This window comes from Microcoleus sp. F4-D5 (assembly GCF_036704885.1).
Classification (GTDB): domain Bacteria; phylum Cyanobacteriota; class Cyanobacteriia; order Cyanobacteriales; family Microcoleaceae; genus Microcoleus.
In genome coordinates this window covers 1-22,975 of record NZ_JAUBSX010000072.1, presented here as the reverse complement: position 1 = coordinate 22,975, position 22,975 = coordinate 1, and the positions used below count along the sequence as shown (strand labels likewise).

Here is a 22,975-nt window from a genome sequence, read left to right as displayed (position 1 = left end):
GAGAATTTTCTCTAATTTAATAGCGAAATACCGCGTTGAATATATCCTTTAAAGCCGCCAGCCTGTATGACAAGAATCAGCTTTTGATATACAGTTCTGGAGGCAAAAACCAGGTAGATTCATTTAATTTGGTCAGATACGCTCAAACTAGACAACAAGAAACCGATTTTTTTTGTTAGCGTGCGTCCAGGAATGTATATTTAAATTGACATTTAAAAACCTGATTTCCTAAAACAAAATGCGATGAAAGATACACCTAAGTATTCCTTGATAATTCCCATCTATAACGAAGAAGAAAATTTAGCTGAACTTTATCGGCGAATTAGTGCAGTGATGGAGCGAATGGACGGCCCAGTAGAATTAATTTTAATCAACGACGGCAGCCGCGATCGCTCTCTCGAACTTTTGCGGGAATTGCACGAAAAAGACTCGCGAATTTCTTACCTCAGCTTAGCCCGGAATTTCGGTCACCAAATAGCTGTAACTGCTGGTTTAAACTTTTCTAGCGGTCAAGTTGTAGTCATCATGGACGGCGATTTGCAAGACCCGCCAGAGCTAATTATAGATATGGTTGAACAGTGGCGGCAGGGCTATCAAGTTGTTTACGCTCAGCGCACTCAACGCCGTCAAGAAAGTTGGTTTAAGCGGTTGCCAGCTTATATGTATTATCGTATTTTGCGCCATCTTGCTGATGTTGATATTCCCATAGATACCGGGGATTTTTGTTTGATGGATAGGTGCGTGGTGGACGTGCTCAATGCGATGCCTGAACGCAACCGCTACATTCGGGGACTGCGGGCTTGGATTGGTTTTAAACAAACGGCAGTTAAGTTTGAACGAGATGCTCGTTTTGCTGGCGATGTTAAGTATACGTTCAGCAAATCTTTGGCTTTGGCGATGAATGGGTTAGTATCTTTTTCAAAGGTTCCCCTCAGACTTTCTATTTATCTAGGTTTATTTGCTGCATTTGTATCTGTGTTAATGGCTTTTTTGGTTTTGTATTGGCGTCTTTTCTCTCCGGGTTCGGCATTAACTGGTTTGACAATTGTGATGATGGCGATTTTCTTTTTGGGCGCGGTGCAGTTGGTCAGTATTGGGATTTTGGGTCAGTATGTGGGGCGGATTTACGAGGAGGTGAAGGGCAGACCACTGTATACTTTGGCAGAAGTTGCGGGTTTCGATCAATTTTGTCAAAAACATGGTAAATAAGTGTTAGTTTTACTAAGTTCAACTAAATTGTGCGATATTTTAAGCGGTTCAAAGTAAAATTAAAATATCGATCGCCTCACAAGTCCTCTGTCCGTTTAATTGATGCTTTTTTACCTGCTGCTACGCTGGCCACAACTAAACAGGCTGTTCCAATGGCGATCGGCTCCACAGTTTCACCAAGCAAAATTGCCGAGCCTAGGATAGTCAAAAAGGGTTGCAATAACTGAATTTGCCCTACCCGAGCAACTCCGCCAACTGCCATTCCCTGATACCAGGCAAAAAATGCTATGAATTGACTGATTAAACTCACATATGCAAAACCCAACCAGGCGATAGGTGCAGCTATCAACCCTTCTTTTAAAACAACAAATATTGTTGGTAAAACCTCGAAAGGAGCGATAATCACCAACGCCCAACTGATAACTTGCCATCCACCTAAAACCTTAGCTAATCGCCCACCTTCAGCATACGCAACAGCCGCAGCAATTACAGCTCCAAACAAAGCTAAATCAGCGGGCTGAAGGTGTCCCGCACCGCTAATAATTCCAAAACACACAACCGTTGTGCTACCGAAAATGCTAGCCATCCAAAAAGTGAAATCAGGCCGATCGCCCGCTCGCAAAACCCCCGCTATTGCTGTTGCTAAAGGCAACAATCCTAACACTACAGCACCGTGTGCAGCAGGTACTTGCTGCATTGCCCAAGCCGATAGTACCGGAAATCCTACAACCACTCCCAATCCGACAACTAATAAACTTCCCAATTGCTGTTTTGAGGGAATGGGTTGATGTGTGAATCGCAGAGTAGCTGCTGCTAGTATAGCTGCTACTAATCCGCGTCCCAAACCTACAAAAATCGGGTCTAAATCTATCACAGCGACTCTGGTTGCTGGTAGTGTCAAGCTGAATCCAATTACGCCCCAAAAACCGTAAATTAAGCCGATAGTTTCCGCGTTTAAGGGAGGAATTTTCCAGTATAATTTCATGGAGTCTCCAAGATCGATAAATTTAGGGTTCTCTGCGGTACACCTTACCCATATTACTTCTGAAGGTAGCAATGCTGCTCTTACCCCCAAATGCTACAAGAATAATTTGTGAACTTTTGTTTCTTTCTTAACTCTGCGCGCTCAGTTTTCTCTGCGGTATAAAAAAATACTCATCTTGAAACTATACGAGTATTCGCTCTCTGGAAACTGCTACAAAGTGGTTATCGGGACTTGAACAAATTTTAAACTGAAATAGAGCATCGAACCTGCTATCTGTGAAGCAAATATGTCGTGATTATTTGGGAGCCAACCGACAAATCGATCGGATATATAGCAATCCCAAGCCAGATATGACAAGTTAGAGGGGTGAGAAATCAGGCGTCAGGCCCTGCGTATTCTAAATCCGTTGAATGAGTTTATTCAGTCCAATCTCGATACCCGTGAGTTGAAACTAGCGGTGGTTGTTAAGAAGTTTATGCAAGGTTATAAACACGCCTGAGATCCAAGAAATTCGCCGGTCTAATTTTTGGATTTATTAGCAAATACACCGTTATTAACAGATGAGAGTATCCGCGCTTTGACTGGCAGATGCAGGGTAAGTCGGTTATTTAGAGACTGAGTAATGTCAGGCAATGACTGCCTGGTTTAAAACCAAAAACTATGAGAATTTGGCAGAAGTTCAACGTCACATCTAAGATGAGTACGGTGTCGTATTGGACGGAAAAGCAAAGTTATTATACGCGCTTTGAACTAGCTAAGATTAGGTGAAAAAAGATGCTTTGAACGCAACCATAAACCAGTTCATACTCCCTAAAAATAAACAGGAAATTAGCAATTGGTTAGAAGCCTATAGTGGCGAGATTGTCTCTTGCCAGTTAGTTGTATTCTTTCAGGATGAAGGTCATTTATAAGGGGTAGAAATTGGCGGCTGTATCTGGGGGATAACAGGCGAAGGCATTTCTATTCTCATTGTGAATCAGCGGATATTACAGACTTGTCTATTGGGCGATGTCTGATTCACTCCTGTGAAGCCGGAAATTCGGAGAATACCATGGCTTTTATCCACTACTGGCGATCGCCTCCTCAGATTCGTATCGCTTTGGTTTGGCACGATCCAGCTACCATTGGTGAAAAAAGATGAGAGCGTATTTAGAATCAGTTAATTAAGGATTTGATGAATACAAATTGGAGATTAGTTGTATTCGGTGTACACCTAAGGAGCCAAAGCAGAATCCAATGAAGGCTACTTTGTTAGCAGCCAAGATATTTGTGCGAGAGTACGATCGTCTCTGAAAGTCTTTTGGTGTTGTTAAATGTTTATTTAAGTTAGTCATTCATCTGGTAATATTTTACTTGACTAAGTTTTTTAGCTTGGGTTATTTCTCACAAATCATATCAATTCCGGTAGCATCGTCGGGCGTCAAATTCAGTCAACACTCAACTACGGACGGTGTTACCGGAATTAATATAACTCATCTGCGTTAATTTGTGTCGATCTGCCTGTATCTGCGGTTAAAAAAAGAGCATTTCTCGGGCCGCAGATGACAAGGGATTGACGCGCATTCGCGCAGAGGTCGAGAATACACATAGGAATAATTCCGATGCTAACAGATTTGATATCATTTAGGATTGCTATAGGACGATAGCGATCCCGACTAATTGGGCTTGATAAGTCAGATTGTGATGGAAAAATATAGTGGGACGATAGAGGTCAATTCAGTGCCTCGATCGAGGCACTGAATTTGCGATATTTTTGCCGATAAAAGGATAAGACGAGATCGATCGATGGCGATGCTTATATTCAAAAGTTAAAATGAATAGAAGCCGTAGAGTCTGCCTGGTTGGGGCGATCGCAGTTCAATTACCCTCAGACTCGACAAATAAAAGTGTATACTTAGTTACAGAAGTTAATGTCTGAGATGGAGTAATCCAGATGAGTGCAGCAGTGGATATGACGAACGAAGTTTCGGGATATCATCTGGTTGAGGAATTATACTGTGGTTCGAGAACCCTAGTTTATCGAGCCATCCGAGAAACAGATCAGCTTCCGGTTGTCATTAAACTATTAAATCGAGATTATCCCAGCTTCAGTGAACTGCTGCAATTTCGCAACCAGTACACCATCGCCAAAAACCTGAGTCTGTCTGGAGTCGTTGCCCCCTTTTGTTTGGAATTTTACCGCAACAGCTATGCCCTGGTCATGGAGGATTTTGGCGGTATTTCCCTCCGAGACTACGCCCAAGAACGATGTCAAAGAGGCGTCGGTGGATCACCTACGCTGACTCTGGTAGAAATATTGACGATCGCCATTCAAATAACAGACATCCTTGACGGTCTGTACCAAAACCGAGTCATCCACAAAGATATTAAGCCAGCTAACGTCCTGATTCATCCCGCAACCAAACAAGTCAAACTGATTGACTTTAGCATCGCCTCTCTACTTCCGAGAGAAACTCAAGAAATTCAAAATCCCAACGTTTTAGAAGGAACCCTCGCCTATATTTCTCCCGAACAAACCGGACGAATGAACCGAGGTATAGACTACCGCACTGACTTTTATTCTCTGGGAGTTACTTTGTATGAACTGCTGACAGGAAAACTGCCATTTGAATGTGACGATCCGATGGAGTTGGTTCACTGCCATATTGCCAAACAACCTCCTTTAATAAACAGCCAAGAAATCCCGCAGGTGGTTTCGGATATTGTAATGAAGCTGATGGCAAAGAATGCCGAACAGCGCTATCAAAGTGCCTGGGGATTGAAGCATGACTTAGAACGGTGTTTGCAGCAGTGCCAAGACACAGGAAACATTGAAACTTTTGAGTTAGGAATGCGGGATGTATGCGATCGCTTCCTGATTCCCGAAAAACTCTACGGTCGAGAACGAGAAATACAGGAACTTTTAGAAGCCTTTGAACGAGTAGCACAAGGGAACAGCGAAATGATGCTAGTTGCCGGCTTTTCCGGCATAGGAAAAACCGTTGTAGTCAACGAGGTACACAAACCCATTGTCAGACAGCACGGCTATTTCATTAAAGGCAAATTTGACCAGTTCAATCGCAACATTCCCTTCAGCGCATTTGTGCAAGCATTCCGGGATTTAATGACACAATTGCTCAGTGAAAGCGATCTCCAAATTCAAGCATGGAAAACCAAAATCTTAGCAGCACTAGGTGACAGCGGACAAGTCATTATAGAAGTAATTCCCGAACTGGAATGGATTATCGGACAACAACCTCAAGCCCCAGAACTATCAGGTGTTGCGGCTCAAAATCGGTTTAATTTACTATTCCAAAAATTTATCTCTGTCTTCACCACCAAAGAACATCCATTAGTGATGTTTTTAGATGATTTGCAGTGGGCAGATTCAGCATCTTTAAAGTTAATGCAGTTGCTCATAGGTGAGTCGCATTCCAGTCACTTGCTACTAATTGGAGCCTATCGAGACAATGAAGTTTCCCCCGCCCATCCCTTGATGTTAACCCTAGATGAAGTAACTAAAATAGGGGCAGTTGTCAATACCATCATGCTGGCACCGCTGGAGCGAACCAGTTTGAATAAATTGGTAGCAGATACGCTAACTTGTTCTCCGAAACTGGCGGAACCGCTAACAGAATTAGTGGCGAGGAAGACCAAAGGAAATCCATTTTTTGCGACGCAGTTTCTCAAGGCATTGCATCAAGATGAATTGATTACTTTCGAGGTAAAAGCTGGCTATTGGCAGTGCGATATTAGCAAAGTTACAGCAGCAGCACTGACAGATGATGTAGTTGAATTTATGGCGCAGCAGTTACAGAAATTGCCCGTTGAAACTCAGTCAGTTTTAAAATTAGCAGCTTGCATTGGCAATCAGTTCGACCTGACAACATTAGCAATTGTTTCGCAAAATTCGGAGACAGAAACGGCAACCGCATTGTGGAAAACTTTACAGGAAAGTTTTGTTTTACCTCAGAGTGAAGTTTATAAATTTTATCTGGGAGTAGAAAGTATTTCTCAATCTACTTCTCAAACGGTCGCCTATCGCTTCTTGCACGATCGCGTCCAGCAAGCCGCTTATTCTTTGATTCCAGAAGCAGAACGCGCGATCGCCCACTATCAAATCGGGGAATTACTCCTGCAACAAATTTCAGCAGAAGCCAGAGAAGAACGGATTTTTGAATTAGTCAATCAGTTGAACTACGGCACCACACTGGTGGTACAACAACAGGAACGGGACGAACTCGCCCAACTCAACCTCACTGCTTGCCACAAAGCCAGAGCCGCCACCGCATATCAAGCCGCCCGCGAATATGCCAAAGTGGGTCTGAAACTGTTGGGAACAGACGCTTGGGAACGGCAGTATGAAATGACCCTATCTCTGCACGACTTAGCGGCCGAGGTGGCGTTTCTGGCCGGCGATTTTGAGCAGATGAACCAGTGGATTGAAGCGGTGATTCATCATGCGAAAACACCTTTAGAACAGGTGCAAGTTTACCAAGTTAAAATTCAGGCATTAGTCGCCCACAATCAATTTTTAGAAGCGATCGCGATCGGTCAATCGGTCTTCCAAATGTTAGGCGTAAACCTACCAGATGAACCAACCCTAGACGATATTCGACAGGTGAAGCAAGAAATTGATGCCTTAATTGAGGGTCGCTCCATTGAGTCATTCATTCATCTGCCGAAAATGACCGATCCCCAGCAATTAGCCATTATGCAAAATGCGGCTCGGCTGACACCCGTCTGTTACATGTCAGGCACAAAGCTCTATTTCCTGGTCGTAGCCCTCCAGGCCAAGTTGTCTATTCAATTTGGCAATAGTCCGGTGTCAGCTTTTTGCTACGTGGGTTACGCCTTTCAACTGAGGATGCTGTGGGGCGACATGACAATGGTGCCTCAGTTTGGGCAATTAGGATACCAACTCGCCTTAGAACCAGATGCCAAAAACATTCGAGCCGCCACCGCCATGTTAATGGGGGCATATGTAGGTTCTTGGACGATCCATCTGCAAGAAACGCTGCCCATTCTTCTCGATGGCTATCAAGCTGGATTAGAAACAGGCAATCTAGAATTTATGGGCTACGACGCCCAGTTGTACTGCTTCAATGCTTATTGGTACGGTCAACCGCTAAGTGAACTCGAACCCCAAATTCGCGCCTATTACCAACAGTTGTGCGACCTCCACCAAGTCACAGCAGCAAACTGTGTGTTGGCGTACTGGCAGGCAGCTCAAATTCTCTTGGGTCAGTCAGAGGACGAAATTCCCTTACGCCAGGATGCCTATGAAGAAAAAGTCCTGGCCCAGGCAAAAGTCGATTTTTACCGACTATCCTTCTTCTACTTGTATCGATTCACATTGAATTACTGGCTGGAAGACTTTGCTAAAGCAGAACACGATGCCGCTCAAACGCGACATTATTTAGCCGGAGGAATGGGAAGTATTGTTGAACCTATCTTCTACTTCTATGATTCTCTCAATGTCCTAGCCACTCCGCCGGAATCGAAAACTGAGTCAGAGCCGCGATGGCAGCGAATGCTAGAAAATCAAGCCAAGCTAAAAGACTGGGCAGATTATGGGCCCATGAATTACTTGCACAAATATCATTTAGTTGAAGCCCAAAAATATTGCGTTCTTGCTCGCAAAACAGAAGCTATAGAATTTTACGATCTAGCAATTAAAGAAGCCAAAGAAAACGGTTATATCCAAGAGGAAGGGTTAGCCAACGAATTAGCTGCCAAGTTCTACCTTGACTGGTGCAAAGAAAAAGTTGCCGCCAGCTATATGCAGGAAGCATATTACTGTTATGCCCGTTGGGGAGCTAAAGCCAAAATAGAAGACCTAGAACAACGCTATCCCCAATTACTTCAGCCCATCCTGAATCAGCCCAAACTTCGCTTTAATCCTCTAGAGACACTGGGAACGATTAGCCAGTCTTCACACACTTCCAGCACCAGCAGCACGAGTATTTCCGATGCCCTTGATTTCGCCTCTATTGTGCAAGCTGCTCAAGCTTTATCCAGTAAAATTCAGCTTGATGAATTGCTCGACACTCTCAACCAAATTATTTTGAAAACTTCTGGGGCAGAAACTTGTGCTTTGCTGCTTCCCCATCAGAAGGAATGGCACGTTCGGGCAATAACTCACATCAATTCCGATAACCAGCCACCCACAACTCTGCTGCAAAGCCAACCTCTGGATAACTCTGTGGGGATGCCGCTCAAGCTGATTTATTATGTCAAAAATACTCTGGAAACTGTCGTTATTGAAGGCGGCAAAACCGATATTCCGGGTTTAATGAATGACTGTACGCTCCAGTACGAGTCTCAGAGTATGCTGTGTAGTCCGATTCTCGATCGGGGGAACTTAGTTGCGATACTTTATCTCGAACATCGATCGACGAAAGGAGTGTTTACGAGCGATCGCCTCCTCGTCCTCAAATTCCTCTGCACTCAGGCTGCCATTTCCTTAGAAAATGCGCGATTGTATCAGCAAGCGCAGGACTACGCCCACCAGGTGGAACAATCACAACTGCAATTAGTACAGAGCGAAAAAATGTCGGCGTTGGGGAATTTAGTAGCGGGGGTTGCCCACGAAATTAATAATCCAGTCGGATTTATTTCTGGCAATATTCATGAAGCGATCGCTGCCGTCAAAGATCTTACCGAATACCTGCAACTCTACCAAGAAAAATTTCCCAATCCAGGAGATGAAATCGAGCAAATAGCAGAAGAATTTGACATCGAATATCTCGTAGAAGATTTACCGAAGATGTTGCATTCGATGCAAGTCGGGTGCGATCGCATTCAAGGTATCAGCACCAGCCTTCGTACTTTTTCCCGAGCCGACAAAGATTATAAAGTTCCTTTCAATATTCATGACGGCATTGACAGTACGCTGTTGATTCTCAAACACCGATTGAAAGCCAACGAACAGCGTCCAGCTATTGAAGTAGTGAAAAAGTACGGGAATTTGCCATCAATTGAATGCTTCCCCGGACAATTAAACCAGGTGTTTATGAATATTTTGGCTAATGCCATTGATGCTCTGGAAGAATCAAATCGGGATCGAACGTTGGAGTCCCTAAAATCTCAACCAAATTGTATCACAATTTCGACAGAAAAGAACTCTAATGAGCTGGCGACGATTCGCATCAAAGACAACGGTTCTGGGATATCAGAGGAGATAAAAAGTAAGATTTTCGATCATTTATTTACGACCAAAATAGTGGGAAAAGGCACGGGATTGGGATTGGCGATCGCTCGTCAGATTGTAGTTGAGAAACACGGCGGTACAATCAAGGTAAATTCTCTAGTGGGAGAAGGCACAGAGTTTGCGATTACCCTACCCTTAAAAAAATAGCGATAACGACGAACTGTTAAATCAAGCTACCCAATCGAGACGAAGCACAACAAGCAGATAATATCGAGCGATATTACTAGAACTTATGCCGTATAAATGCCCCATATTGTTCTAGAGTTTTGCCAGCTTACAACCCAAATTATAATTTAATTAATTTAATTTAATTAAATTTAATTGGTACGACCCTCCACAAAAAATATATAGCACATCGACTATTTTACTCAGTATAAGAATTGAAAAATTACTGCATAAATTATTAAAAGAGGCAGAAATTGTTAGTTATTAAATGGCAATGAAAAAAGTTATTAAATGCAGCGAAAAATAAAAAAAGGTAATGCTGTTTGTTTAGTTTGGCGGCGTAGCAGCTTAATCTAAATAAAACTTTAAATAAATTACATGACTGCGCTCGCGGCACTATCAAAGCGGGAAAACCTATAAGTAGTAGGACACAATTAATTACACAAAACTATGGGCTACAAGCCTTGTCTAGTAAAAAATTAGCAAAGAATCAGTGTGTAATTAATTCTGTCCAATTACTTAGCTTGTACGCTCTCGGTCGGAACGACCCCCTTTGGGGAGAAGTTCCGTTTAGACCTGGTAATGTCAAGCAGGTTTCGCCTCGATCGCACTTACTGGTCCCGTTGTTTTGATCGTATTAGTTACAGTAAATCCCGCCGATGAAAGTAAATTATAAAATTCATCCTCTGTACGCATAAAAGTACCGCCCAGAACGAACAAATTTAGACTCCCCAAACCAATAAAGGGCGACATTTTACCTTGAGGCAACATAAAATCAACAACCACTAGCTTATCTTTAACAGTCATAGCTTGATAACAGTTACTAAGAATTTTAATAGCATCCGAATCATCCCAATTAAGGAGGACGCGAGAAATTAAGTAAAGATCGCCGCCCTGAGGGAGAACCGAATCAAAAAAATTTCCTCCAACTATTTGACACCTATCGGCAACTCCCGCCCCTTCCAAAACCCGATCTGCACCAACAACAACATCTTCGCGATCGAACAAAATAGCTTGCATCTTAGGATTCGCATTCAAAATAACAGCCGTTAGAGTTCCAATGCCCCCTCCCACATCCACAAGTGTCTTAACTTCTGAAAAATCATAAGCTTCAAGAACCGGAAGCAGCCACTCTCTTGTCGTCTCCTTCATCCACTCATTAAAATTTACACTCGCCTCCGAATCTTGCTTTAAATAACTATAAAAATCCCTATTAAAAGTATGATTAAATGCAGTTTTTCCCGTCTTTATACCGTATAGTAAATTGCCCCACGCCTGATATATCTCATCACCCATCGCCATAACTGTACCCCGTAAAGAATCAGAAGTACCAGTCAACAAGTGTTTACCGATAGGATTTAATTGAAATTTGTCATTATCTTCTGTAGAAAACACACCGACGCTGCTCAGCATACGCATCAAGTGATAAATACTCCTAGAATTTACACCAGTAGCTTTTGCAAGTTCATCAGCAGTCTTAGAGCCTTTACTCAAAATATCTGCAATTCCCAGTTTAGCTGCCACAAAAAGTGCCTGAGATTTTTGATATCCATACATCATTTCTAGTAGCACTGAGGATGAGCTTTCACCTTCGGATTGGGTATTATCTGCGTATAAAGTCATGGGAATTCCTTTGAAAGTTATCTATTTAAGAATTAAAGAGGCAGTATCCAGAAATATAGAGATTACTGTCGTCTCCACATTTAGCAACACTGACTCAACAAAAAAACTGTTAGGTCAAAAGTGCGCCCAAGCGCCACAAAGTACCTCTATCATCTAAATTAGCTGCCTTGCCTCATCAAGGTATACTCTAAGTTGTTCAGCCATAACCTGAACATGAGGGGGATAATTCATAGTGATATGATTTCCCGGCACTTCTCTTACCTCTACACCGACCGCCGCAACTTGCATCCAGGGCCATTCTGGATTTTTAGGGTTAACTTCATTTTGTTCGTTAGCACGGAAAAAGATGATTCGACCAGGATAATTTTGGGGTATATAATTTCGCATCGCTTGGGCGTGTACTTTAAACAGATGAAGAAACTGGCGAATCTGAGGTAAACCAAAATCGGGAGGCACTACCCTATTAGCAATTTTTACTTGCTCTAAAAAGTAGACAAGTTGGTCATCTGGCTCAAGTTTTTGAAGGACATCCATAGAAAGAGATAGATTGAACCCAACACCTAGCAAATATACCAAAATAGCGGTGTCATCTTCCGTTTCTAAAACAGGCATTTGACCGGGCCCAGGAGTATCTATTAAAGTTAGCAGCGCTATCTTTTCACCTTGGGCATTGAGTTGCTGTGCCATCTCAAAAGCAACAGTGCCTCCAAAGGAAGAACCACCCAAAAAATAGGGGCCTTCTGGTTGTTTAACTCGCACTGCTTCAATATAGCGAGCAGCCATTTCCTCAACTTTAGTAAAGGACTCAGTTTCCCCATCTGATACGTGCGCTTGTATTCCAAAAACAGGCTGATATGAACCTAGATAACGCGCTAAATCCCGATAAATGTAAACGTGACCACCTACCGGATGAACTAAGAACAAAGGTTGCTTAAAACTACCAGGCTGAATTTCTACTAACAAAGATTCAGAAGCTGGATTGAGTGCCTGGTCAGGATGAGCGGACAACTCAGAATTGTCTTTAATTAATGCAGCCAAAGCTGCAATAGTAGATGATTGCAATAGGCTATGGGGAGACAAGAATTTGTGCAATGTTTCGTTTAATTTAGTAATTAGTTGAACTGCTAATAATGAGTCTCCTCCTAAATCAAAAAAGTCATCATTAATTCCTATTTGCTCGATACCGAGAAAAATTTGCCAGATACTAGCAATAGTTTGCTCAATTTCATCTCTAGGAGCAACATAGGTACTGTGTAAATTTGGTCTAGAATGAAGTAGTGTTGAATCTAATTTTGAGTAACTTTCATCTGGTAAAGATGCAATTTTAATCGGTTGCTCAATTCCCGGTGCTTCAATCCAGTAACGTTGGCGCTCAAACGGATATGTTGGCAGTGGGAGACGATAACGCTGCTGATCAGCATAAAAATTAGACCAATCTATTTGTACTCCTCCTAACCAGAGTTTACCCAATGTAGTAAGTAAGAAAGCTACATCTGAATTTTGGTCTTGTGGATGGCGCAATGAAGAAAGTACAATTTGCTCAGCCCCCTTATTAGGATGCTGTTTTGCTAGCGTGTTCAACGTCCGTCCAGGCCCCACTTCTAGCAATATTTGATTTTGGTCTTTCAATAGCTGTTGCAACCCATCTGCAAAGCGTACTGTTTGCCGCAGATGTTGAGCATAATAACTCGGATTTGTCGCCTCTGTCGCTGTAATCCAATTACCAGTGACATTGGAAACGTAGGGAATTTTAGGCGAGTTCAGCTTAACTTTTTTAATCTGTTCGGTGAATGGTTCTAAAATTGGCTCCATCATCTGTGAATGGAAAGCATGAGAAGTGTGCAACCGGCGACACTCTACACCTTGTGCGAGCAGTTTTTGTGCCAATTCATCTACTGCATCAGTAGCACCTGAAACCACGCTCATAGATGCTCCGTTAATCACAGCTAAATCAAGTTGCTCGCCCAAAAATGGTTGTATTTGCTGTTCTGGTAGTGGAACTGCAAGCATGGAACCACTCGGCAGTTGTTGCATTAATTTACCTCGTGCAGCTACCAAGGATAAGCCTTCTTTCAAGGAGAAAACACCAGCCAAACAAGCTGCTACATATTCACCAATGCTATGACCAATCATCGCTTTAGGATGGACTCCCCAAGACATCCACAATTTAGCTAAAGCGTACTCGATCGCAAACAGTGCTGGCTGTGTAATCGCGGTCTGTTTTAGTTGGTTTGTAGCTGCTTCTGCTTGTGCTTCACTGGGATAAAGTACGTCGCGCAGATCGATTCCCAAGTGAGGTGTAAGAATTTCCGAACATAGATCGATCTGTTCGCGAAATGTTGGTTCAACTTGGTAGAGTTCCAAGCTCATATTGATGTACTGCGAACCCTGTCCGGAAAACATAAATACGACAGGTCGATCTTTGGACTCTTGGAAGCTGGTAAAAACTTTTTTGGTATCGAGAGTGTCGGTGGCAGTAATACCCTCTTCAATGTCATTACAAACTACTATGCGTCTATGGCTGAAATCTCTTCTACCAACTTGAAGCGTGTAAGCAACATCAGCAAGATTGTCATCTGGATGTTGCTTTAAATATTCCCTCAAATTTACCGTTGCACAATCAAGTGCGGAGCGAGTTTTTGCAGATAAAACCAACAGTTGTGAGGGTCGAGATTCTCCAGATTTTTCTACAGTAGGTGCTTCTTCTAGCACCACATGAGCATTAGTTCCACCGATGCCAAAGGAACTAACTCCAGCACGGCGGGGCGTTTTACCTGCTTTCCATTCGGAAAGTTTAGTATTGACATAAAAGGGACTGTTGGCAAAATCAATTTTGGGATTGGCTTGTTCAAAATGCAAGCTAGGTGGTATTAATTGGTGTTTGAGAGCCTGAACAGTTTTGATTAACCCCGTGACACCAGCAGCAGTATCCAAATGTCCGATATTGGTTTTTGCCGAACCGATCGCACAAAAGCCTTTTTGCTTAGTTTCAACTGAGAAAGCTTGTGTCAGCGCAGCGATTTCGATCGGATCGCCCAGAGGTGTTCCGGTTCCGTGAGCTTCTATATAGCTGACGGTTTCAGGGGGAATTTCAGCGATCGCCAGAGCATCTGCGATCGCCTGCGCCTGACCATCTATACTGGGAGCTGTGTAGCCAATTTTGAAAGCACCATCATTATTGAGCGCAGAACCTTTAATCACCCCATGAATATAATCTCCGTCTGCGATCGCCTCCTCTAATCTTTTCAAAACTACAATTCCCACACCGCTACCGCTAACAGTTCCCTGTGCCTTAGCATCAAAGGCTCTACAGTGTCCGTCGGGTGAAAAAATCATTCCCTCTTTATAAAAATATCCTGTCTTTTGGTTGACGCCTATAGAAACGCCACCGGCCAAAGCCATATCGCATTGGTAATTCAGCAAGCTTTGACAAGCCATGCTAATAGCAACCAATGAAGTAGAACAGGCGGTTTGGACAGTAACACTCGGCCCTTTCAAGTTTAATTTATAAGCAACGCGAGTTGCTAGGAAATCTTTCTCATTGGCGATCGCAAGTTGGAAATCTCCTACTGATTCTCTAAGCTGATGGTTAGGATAAAGGTTATTCAAAAAATAAGTATTGAAACTCCCAGCGCCTGCGTAAACCCCAATCGAACCTTCGTAAGTTTCCGAGTTGTAGCCAGCATTTTCTAGAGCTTCCCAAGCCGACTCCAAGAAAAAGCGGTGTTGTGGATCTGTGATTTCAGCTTCTCTAGGATTAAACCCAAAAAATGAAGCATCAAACAACTCAATATCTTCTAGTACACCTCGGGCTTTTACATAGCGGGGGTCACGCACCACTGACTCGTCAATACCCAAAGATTCTAGTTCTTGTTCAGAGAAGAAAGAAATAGATTCCACACCATCGCGTAGATTATCCCAAAACTCATCAACATTTTTAGCACCTGGAAAGCGACCTGCCATGCCGATGATAGCGATACCTTCTATAGACTCGGAAGTTTCAGAGTTATCCATTTTTATTCTTTCCTTGCAAGCGCTGTTTTTGCTTTTGGCGATTGATTGCGTCTTTTTGTTTATTGATGCGATCTCGACTTTGCCCAACAGAGGATTTTTCCTCTGGCTCGTCACTTAAATATTTGGCCAAAGAGCTGATGGTTGGATATTTAAACATCTCAATCATTGAAACATCTCTGTCCACCACTTCTCTCAGTTTACTATGAGCCTGAGCCATCAGTAATGAATGACCGCCTAAATCGAAGAAATTATCATCGACACCGACTTTCTCTAGGTGTAATACTTGTTGCCAAACGGTAGCGATCGCTTGCTCGATATCCGTCTGCGGTGCAACGTAATTTGTTTCCAACTCTGGGTTAAGAGCATCTGGTTCTGGCAGTGCCTTACGATCTACTTTGCCGTTGGGTGTGAGTGGCAAATGATTCAAAAACAAAAAGCCGGATGGCACCATATAGTCGGGGAGCTTCTGCTTTAGAAAGTTGCGTAAGCTCCCGACATCTGTGTGTTCTAGTCTGAGGTGGGAAACAATATAAGCTACTAGGCGCTGATTGCCGGACGCATCCTCCCGCTTGATAACGACGGACTCCTGCACATCCGGGTGTTGGCTCAATACGGCCTCAATTTCTCCTAATTCGATGCGGAAGCCGCGAATTTTCACTTGGTGATCGATGCGACCCAAAAATTCGATGTTGCCGTCAGGTAGGTAGCGGGCTAAGTCGCCAGTTTTGTAGAGGCGATCACCTTGTTCATGGCTAAAGGGGTTGAGGATAAAGCGATCGGCAGTGAGTTCAGGCCGGTTGAGGTAGCCCCGTGCTAAACCATCACCGCCAAGGTATAACTCTCCGGGTACACCGATAGGGACAAGTTGTTTTTGAGCATCTAGTAGAAAACAGTGTGTATTGGAGATGGGACAACCGATAGGAACAGTTGTAGCTTCTTCTGGAACGTCCTCCACCAAGTACCAAGTGCTAAATGTTGTATTTTCAGTAGGCCCATAACCGTTAAGCAGTCGCTGAGGTGAACCCTTCTTGAGTACCTCTTTGACCCATTTAGGCTCCATAGCTTCTCCTCCAACTGCAAGGTGTTGCACCAAATGAAAAGCCGATGGGATTTCTCTAGCTATCAAATTGAACAAGGCAGTAGTTAAGAATAATACAGTGACACCTTGCTCGTGGATTTGAGCCGCAAAGTCATGAGGAGAAAGTGCTACATCTTTGGTGATGACAACGAGTTTCGCCCCGTTAAGGAAAGCGCCCCAAATCTCAAATGTAGCGGCATCGAATGAAAAGTTTGAGGCAAAAGCAACTATATCTTTTTGTTGTAAGCTGATGTAGTTCGTATTGAGTACCAAGCGGTTTACAGATCGGTGAGGAACAGTAACTCCTTTGGGCTTTCCTGTAGACCCAGAAGTATAGATTACATAGGCTAATTTGTCAGGTGTCACTTGAGGTGAGGGGTTTGCCTCGCTCTGTCGCTCAATGACTTGCCAGTCTGTGTCCAGGCAGACGACTCGCGCTTGGTGTTTGGGAAGAGATTTTATCAACCGCGCCTGAGTCAACAGAACTGGTACAGAGGCATCTTCTAGCATGAAAGCCAAACGCTCTTTAGGATATGTCGGGTCTAGCGGTACATAAGCTCCACCAGCTTTGAGAATGCCCAAAATTCCCACCACCATCTCCAAGGAACGTTCTACACAGATCCCCACCAGTACCTCTGCACCCACACCCAAATTCCGAAGGTGATGCGCTAACTGATTCGCTCGTTGGTTAAGCTCTTGATAGGTAAGTTGTTGCTCTTCAAAGATTAATGCGATCGCATCGGGCGTGAGCTTTACCTGCTCTTCAAACAACTGGTGTATGCACGCATCTTTGGGGTAATCGGTTTCGGTATCATTCCACGCCGCTAATTGCTGCCGCTCAAACTCACTTAAGAGAGGCAACTCCGAGATTTTCTGCTCTGGATTAGCAACGATTCCTTTGAGTAGAGTCTGAAAATGCTCCAACATCCTATTAATAGTTGCGGCATCAAATAGCTCAGTATTGTACTCAAGACGACCAATGATACCCGATGATCTCTCATCAAGTTCGAGGTAAAGGTCAAACTTTGCCGTTCCGGTATCGACATCTAACTGGCTAATTCTCCACCCATCCATTTCAGCAAGTGGGGGTGCGAGGACGAGCGCCACTTGGAATAGGGGATTATAGCTCAGATTGCGTTCTGGCTGTATTTCTTCCACCAGCTTCTGGAAGGGCAATTCTTGGTAAGTATAAGCTTCTAATGTCACCTCTCGTACCCTGACAAGCAGCTCCTCAAAACTGGGGTTGCCAGAAAGGTCTGTACGGATTACTAAAGTGTTGAGGAAGTAACCAATCATCCCCTCTAGCTCTTGTCGGTTGCGGATGTTAGCGACAGTGCCCACAGGAATGTCGTTCTGCCCCGTATAGCGGTAGAGCAAGGTCTGGAACGCTGCCATCAAAGTCATGAACAGAGTGACACCTTGTTTACGACTTAGATCCTTAAGCATCTCGGTTAGGCTCTGGGGTAACGCTAGACATTGCCTTGCACCCCGAAAGCTTTGAATTGGCGATCGCGATCGGTCACTGGGCAGTTGCAGTGTTGGCAGATCGGCCAACTGTTGTTTCCAGTAGGCAAGTCGGTTTGCCAGAACCTCTCCCTGTAACCATTGCCGCTGCCAGTGAGCAAAGTCCGCGAATTGGATCGGTAGTTCTGGGAACGGCGATGGCAAGCCTAAAGAGAAGGTGGTATAGAGTGTCGCGAGTTCCTTCAGAAACACACCGTACAAAGAAATACCGTCGATCGCGATGTGATGTAAGGTTAGGAACAACCTGCAATCGGTTTCGCCCAATTGCATGAGAGTAGCCCGCAGCAGTGGCCCTTGGCTGAGGTCAAAAGGCCGCTTCGCTTCCAAAGTTGCCAGTCGCAAGGCTTCTGTCTCCCGCCCTGTTTCGGGAAATTCCTCTAGATTCACAACTGGCACAGTAAAATTAGGGGCATCTCGAATCACCATCACTGGCTGCCCATCTACAAGAGTAAAGGTAGTTCGCAAAACTTCGTGACGCCTGATAATTTCGCTAATGCTGCGTTCTAGGGCGGCTATGTTGACCGAACCAGGCAAGCGAATCGTAATTGGTTCGTTATAGAAAGGCGTATCGGGAGCCAGTTGACATAGAAACCAAAGTTGTTCCTGGGTCAAAGACAAAGGCAAGTCCTGGTGGCGTGAAACGGGTTGAATGGGAGAAGTCAGGGGTTTTGAAGCTTTTCTACCTGCGATTTCTAGACTGTCAGCCAGAGCCGCTACTGTGGGAAACTCAAACAGAGTGGTTAACGACAATTCCACCTGGAAAGTGTCTCGCATTCGGGTCACGATTTGAGTGACCAGCAGAGAGTGACCCCCTAACTCGAAGAAGTTATCGCGGATACCAACTTGCTCTAGTCCTAAAACTTCAGTCCAGATTCCTACCAGCGCCTCTTCAACTGGAGTCCGAGGCGCTACAAAATTTTGTTCTAGAGCGGGAATTGTAGCGGCAGAGGCTAGTAGCTTCTGGCGGTCTATTTTGCCGTTGGGCGTCAGCGGTAACGTTTTCGGGAATACAAAGCTGGAGGGCACCATATAGTCGGGCAGCTTATTCTTCAGGAAACCACGCAACTTTCCAGCAGTGGTGCGTTGTAAAAATTTTAAGAAGCCTTGGGTTTCCAAGAGGTAGTCTATACTCTGTTGAATCAGATCCTCTTCAGTTGGTGTGAGAGATAATTCAAATCCAACCTGGTTTCCCTGACACCAAGCGACACTTCCTTCAAAACACCGCTCCTGGGCATCTCCCGGTAGCACGAGGCGCAAACGGACGCGCATACCTTTTGAGCAAGTATCTGGTACTCCGATCGCGCTGATGCCATTGATGGATATGTTCTCTGTGTGTAGTTTGACTGAATAATCGCCGTCAAATTCTGCGATCGCCTCGCTTTTAAACGTGCATTTTGCGGTGATTTTGGAAACAACATAAGCCACAAGTCGCTTTTGTCCAGGCACATTCTCTTGTGCTGCTACTACTGCTACCTGCACGTCCGGGTGTTGGCTCAACACTGCCTCAATCTCTCCCAGTTCGATGCGGAAGCCGCGAATTTTCACTTGGTGGTCGATGCGACCGAGAAACTCGATATTGCCGTCAGGCAAGTAACGAACTAAGTCACCAGTTTTGTAGAGGCGAGAATCTGGTTCGTCGCTAAAGGGGTTGAGAATAAAGCGTTCCGCTGTTAGTTCGGGTCGGTTGAGGTAGCCCCGTGCTAAACCATCACCGCCAATATATAACTCTCCCGGAAGGCCAATAGGAACAGGTTGCAGTTGAGCATCCAGAAGATAGATTTGTTTATTGGCAAGCGGCCGACCGATAGGTGGAGACTTGCTGCTATCGTTACATTCGGCGACCGTGGCAGAGACAGCGGATTCTGTCGGCCCATAAGCGTTAAAGAACCGACGTCCTGATGCCCATTTAGCTACGATGTCGGGGGGACAGGCTTCTCCGGTGACGATTATTGTTTGCAATGCTGGTAAGTCTTCAGCAGGAAGTACCGCTAGCACGGATGGTGGCAGCGTTACAGTCGTAATTGTAAAGTCGCGCAATAGCTGAATCAGACCTGCTCCAGGTAGCAGGGAATCCCGCGTTGCCAGCACTAGCGCCGCTCCCGCCAGCAAGGTCATGACCACTTCCCATACTGAAACATCGAAGCTTAAAGAGGCGAACTGGAGGACGCGGCTCTCTGGTTGCACGTTGAAGAGCCGGATCTCTGCTGTAGCCAGGTTGCTGATGCTAGAGTGCTCTACTAGGACACCCTTGGGCTGGCCTGTAGATCCCGAAGTATAGATTACATAGGCTAGGTTGTTAGGTGTTAAGCTGCATTCAGGGTTTTCCTCACTCTGTCGCTCAATGACTGGCCAATCCGTGTCTAGGCAGACGACTCGCCCTTGGTGTTTAGGAAGAGATTCGACGAGCAACTGCCTCTGAGTCAGTAGCACTGGTACTTGGGAATCTTCTAGCATGAAGGCCAAGCGCTCTTTAGGATAAGCCGGGTCTAGCGGCAGAAAAGCTCCTCCAGCTTTGAGGATACCAAGGAGTCCTATAATCGTTTCCAAGGAACGCTCGACGCAGATGCCTACCAGAACTTCTGGCTCCACACCGAGATTTTGAAGATAATGTGCTAGCTGATTCGCTCGAACGTTGAGCTCTTTATAAGTCAGTTGCTTGTCTTCAAAGATTAGGGCAATGGCATCGGGTGCGATCTCTACTTGAGCCTCAAATAACTGGTGTATGCACGCATCTTTAGGATAATCAGTTTTAGTATTATTCCACGCTACTAACTGTTGCCATTCAAAGTCAGTTAACAGAGGCAATTCTGCAATTTTCTGGTCTGGATGAGCGACGATTCCTTCGAGTAAAGTTTGAAAATGCCCCACCATCCGCTCGATCGTCTCTGCATCAAACAAATCTGTGCTGTATTCAAAACGACCGACTAGGCCCTCCGATGTCTCCTGTAATTCTAAGGTTAAATCAAACTTTGCTGTTTCGGTATCAATATCCAACTGGCTCCAATTCAGCATCGAATCAACGCCTGACATTGGCGGTTGCAGAACAAAAGCAACCTGGAACAGCGGATTTTGACCTAAATTCCGCTCTGGGTGCAGTGCTTCTACCAACTTCTCAAAAGGCAAATCTTGGTGAGCAAATGCTCCCAAAGTCACTTCCCGCACTCTTTCTAGCAACTGCTGGAAAGTCGGGTTGTCCTTGAGATCGGTACGCAGTACCAATGTGTTGACGAAGCACCCAATTAGCTGCTGAATCTCTGGCTGGTTGCGTCCTGCGGTGACAGTGCCTACTACAATGTCGGTCTGCCCAGTGTAGCGATAGAGTAAGGTTTTGAAGGCTGCCAGGAGTGTCATGTAGAGGGTAACGCCTTCTTTTTGACTTAATGAAGCTATCGCCTCACTCAAAGGTTGAGGTAGCGCGACACATTGCCTTGCACCCCGAAAGCTTTGGATTGGCGATCGCGATCGGTCAGTCGGCAGTTGTAGTATTGGTAGACCAGCCAACTGCTGCTTCCAATACGTAAGCTGATTTGCTTCTTCACGTAGTTGTTTTCCAATCGGGTCTGTAATTGGCACTCCTCGATCCTCCCTGTTTAAAATTGCGAACCCTTACTAAATAAATGATTCCTTGATTGAACACATATGGTGGCAACTAAAAAAAACTCAAACTCTTTTGAGGCAATAGTTTTGAGCTTATGACTGGGGAACTCCAGTTTCCAGTTTTAGGCACGTTTTGCCTCGATCGCACTAAATGCCCCATTTATTTTTATCGTATTAGTCACTCTAAATCCTGCTGATGAAAGTAAATTACAAAATTCATTTTCTGTACGCATAAAATTACCCCCCAAAACAAACAAATTCAAGCTAATCATACCAATAAATGGTGATACTCTTATTTGCGGAAAAATACAGTCAATAACCATCAGCTTACCTTGAGCTGTCATAGATTCGTAACATTTATTAAGAATTTTCATAGCACTATCGTCGTCCCAATTGAACAGTACGCGAGATAGTAAGTAAAGATCGCCACCTGAAGGAACAAAATCGAAAAAGTTTCCTCCAACTATTTGGCACCTATCTTCAACTCCAGCCACTTTTAAAACCTTATCTGCATCTATAACAACATCTTCTTGGTCGAACAAAATGGCTTGAAGCTTCGGATTTGCATTCAGAATAACAGTCGTTAGAGTTCCAATACCTCCTCCAACATCCACAAGTGTCTTAACTTCTGAAAAATCCGAAGCTTCAAGAACCGGATGTAACCACTCCCTTGTCGTCTCTTTCATCCATTCATTGAAAATTTCCCCAGCCGCCAAATCATGCTTCAAATAACTATACAGATTCGTGTTGAAAGTATACTCAAATGCTGTTTCACCAGTCTTTATGCTGTGTAGTAAATTACCCCATGCCTGATATACCTCATCACCGTTCGCTATCACTGTACTCCGTAAAGAATCCGAACTACCAGTTAGGAGATGTTTTCCAATAGAATTTAATCGAAACTCATCATTATCTTCTGCAGAAAAAACGCCAATACTTACGAGCAGGTGCATCAAGTGATAAATACTTCGAGAATTTACACCAGTAGCTTTGGCAATTTCGTCAGCAGTCTTAGAGCCCTCACTCAGAATATCGGCAATTCCTAATTTAGCCGCCACAAAAAGAGCCTGGGATCTTTTATACCCATACATTATTTCTAGTAGCGCTGACGATGAGCTTTCACCTTCAGGTTGGGCATTTTGTGTATATAAAGCCATCTGGTTTTCTGGAAAAGTTATCTGTAAGGATTTATAGGAAACGTGCGATCGCAATGGAATGGTAAATTAACCAGTACCAGTGTTTTTAGAGTATCTAGTAGATTGGCAGCTTTTAGCACTTACACATTAAAAATCAAAGCAATGGGTCAAAGTTTTAGACTCCACATAAAACTTTGTTGCTTTGATGTATTTAAGCTAACTTGCAGATTTTTATTTTTGACACTCTCACCTTTCAAAAAAAGGGTATTCTCAGAATAATTACACGATACTCAGAGAGTTGTCAAGAGTTACTACAAACTTTTTTACCAATCAAAAATTTGTAGTTTAATCTACCTTAGACAGTTTCGACGAATGATACCATTTTTCTAAAGTTATGCTAGAGTTACCTGAAAAGTAAAGGAGAATATTAAAATGTCTGGGCGTCCTCATAT

7 protein-coding genes are annotated in these 22,975 nt (G+C 44.1%); 2 read left to right on the top strand and 5 right to left on the bottom strand.

Going from position 1 to position 22,975, the window contains the following annotated elements; all coding sequences use genetic code 11:
• Nucleotides 1-243: 243 nt before the first annotated feature.
• Complete coding sequence (locus QUA80_RS25905) at nucleotides 244-1,209, top strand: glycosyltransferase family 2 protein (RefSeq protein WP_333427866.1); 966 nt, start codon at nucleotides 244-246, stop codon at nucleotides 1,207-1,209.
• Nucleotides 1,210-1,285: 76 nt separating this feature from the next.
• On the opposite strand, the gene QUA80_RS25900 is transcribed toward QUA80_RS25905, so the two are convergent.
• Nucleotides 1,286-2,194, bottom strand: coding sequence for a DMT family transporter (locus QUA80_RS25900; protein ID WP_333427865.1), 909 nt, complete (start codon nucleotides 2,192-2,194; stop codon nucleotides 1,286-1,288).
• A 1,933-nt stretch (nucleotides 2,195-4,127) separates the two neighbouring features.
• Between QUA80_RS25900 and QUA80_RS25895 the strand changes: the two genes are divergently transcribed.
• Nucleotides 4,128-9,533, top strand: a complete 5,406-nt coding sequence (locus tag QUA80_RS25895) for an AAA family ATPase (protein WP_333427864.1) — start codon at nucleotides 4,128-4,130, stop codon at nucleotides 9,531-9,533.
• A gap of 603 nt (nucleotides 9,534-10,136) precedes the next feature.
• Here the strand turns inward: QUA80_RS25895 and QUA80_RS25890 are convergent.
• From QUA80_RS25890 to QUA80_RS25875, 4 genes are all read right to left on the bottom strand, one after another.
• Entirely contained in the window at nucleotides 10,137-11,174 is a 1,038-nt protein-coding gene (locus QUA80_RS25890; protein ID WP_333427863.1) for a methyltransferase, read from the bottom strand.
• Between the two features lie 153 nt (nucleotides 11,175-11,327).
• Entirely contained in the window at nucleotides 11,328-15,188 is a 3,861-nt protein-coding gene (locus tag QUA80_RS25885) for a beta-ketoacyl synthase N-terminal-like domain-containing protein (RefSeq protein ID WP_333427862.1), read from the bottom strand.
• The gene (locus QUA80_RS25880) at nucleotides 15,181-21,363 is read right to left on the bottom strand and encodes an amino acid adenylation domain-containing protein (protein ID WP_445302295.1); all 6,183 of its coding nucleotides are present in this window, start codon (nucleotides 21,361-21,363) and stop codon (nucleotides 15,181-15,183) included. The genes QUA80_RS25885 and QUA80_RS25880 overlap by 8 nt, the downstream gene beginning before the upstream one ends.
• A 146-nt stretch (nucleotides 21,364-21,509) precedes the next feature.
• Entirely contained in the window at nucleotides 21,510-22,544 is a 1,035-nt protein-coding gene (locus QUA80_RS25875) for a methyltransferase (protein ID WP_333427861.1), read from the bottom strand.
• Nucleotides 22,545-22,975 lie beyond the last annotated feature (431 nt).

Bases quoted from the DNA above. Each gene is read 5' to 3' on its own strand.
- QUA80_RS25875 (WP_333427861.1), bottom strand. From the start codon at position 22,544: ATGGCTTTATATACACAAAATGCCCAACCTGAAGGTGAAAGCTCATCG.
- QUA80_RS25905 (WP_333427866.1), top strand. From the start codon at position 244: ATGAAAGATACACCTAAGTATTCCTTGATAATTCCCATCTATAACGAA.
- QUA80_RS25885 (WP_333427862.1), bottom strand. From the start codon at position 15,188: ATGGATAACTCTGAAACTTCCGAGTCTATAGAAGGTATCGCTATCATC.
- QUA80_RS25895 (WP_333427864.1), top strand. From the start codon at position 4,128: ATGAGTGCAGCAGTGGATATGACGAACGAAGTTTCGGGATATCATCTG.
- QUA80_RS25900 (WP_333427865.1), bottom strand. From the start codon at position 2,194: ATGAAATTATACTGGAAAATTCCTCCCTTAAACGCGGAAACTATCGGC.
- QUA80_RS25890 (WP_333427863.1), bottom strand. From the start codon at position 11,174: ATGACTTTATACGCAGATAATACCCAATCCGAAGGTGAAAGCTCATCC.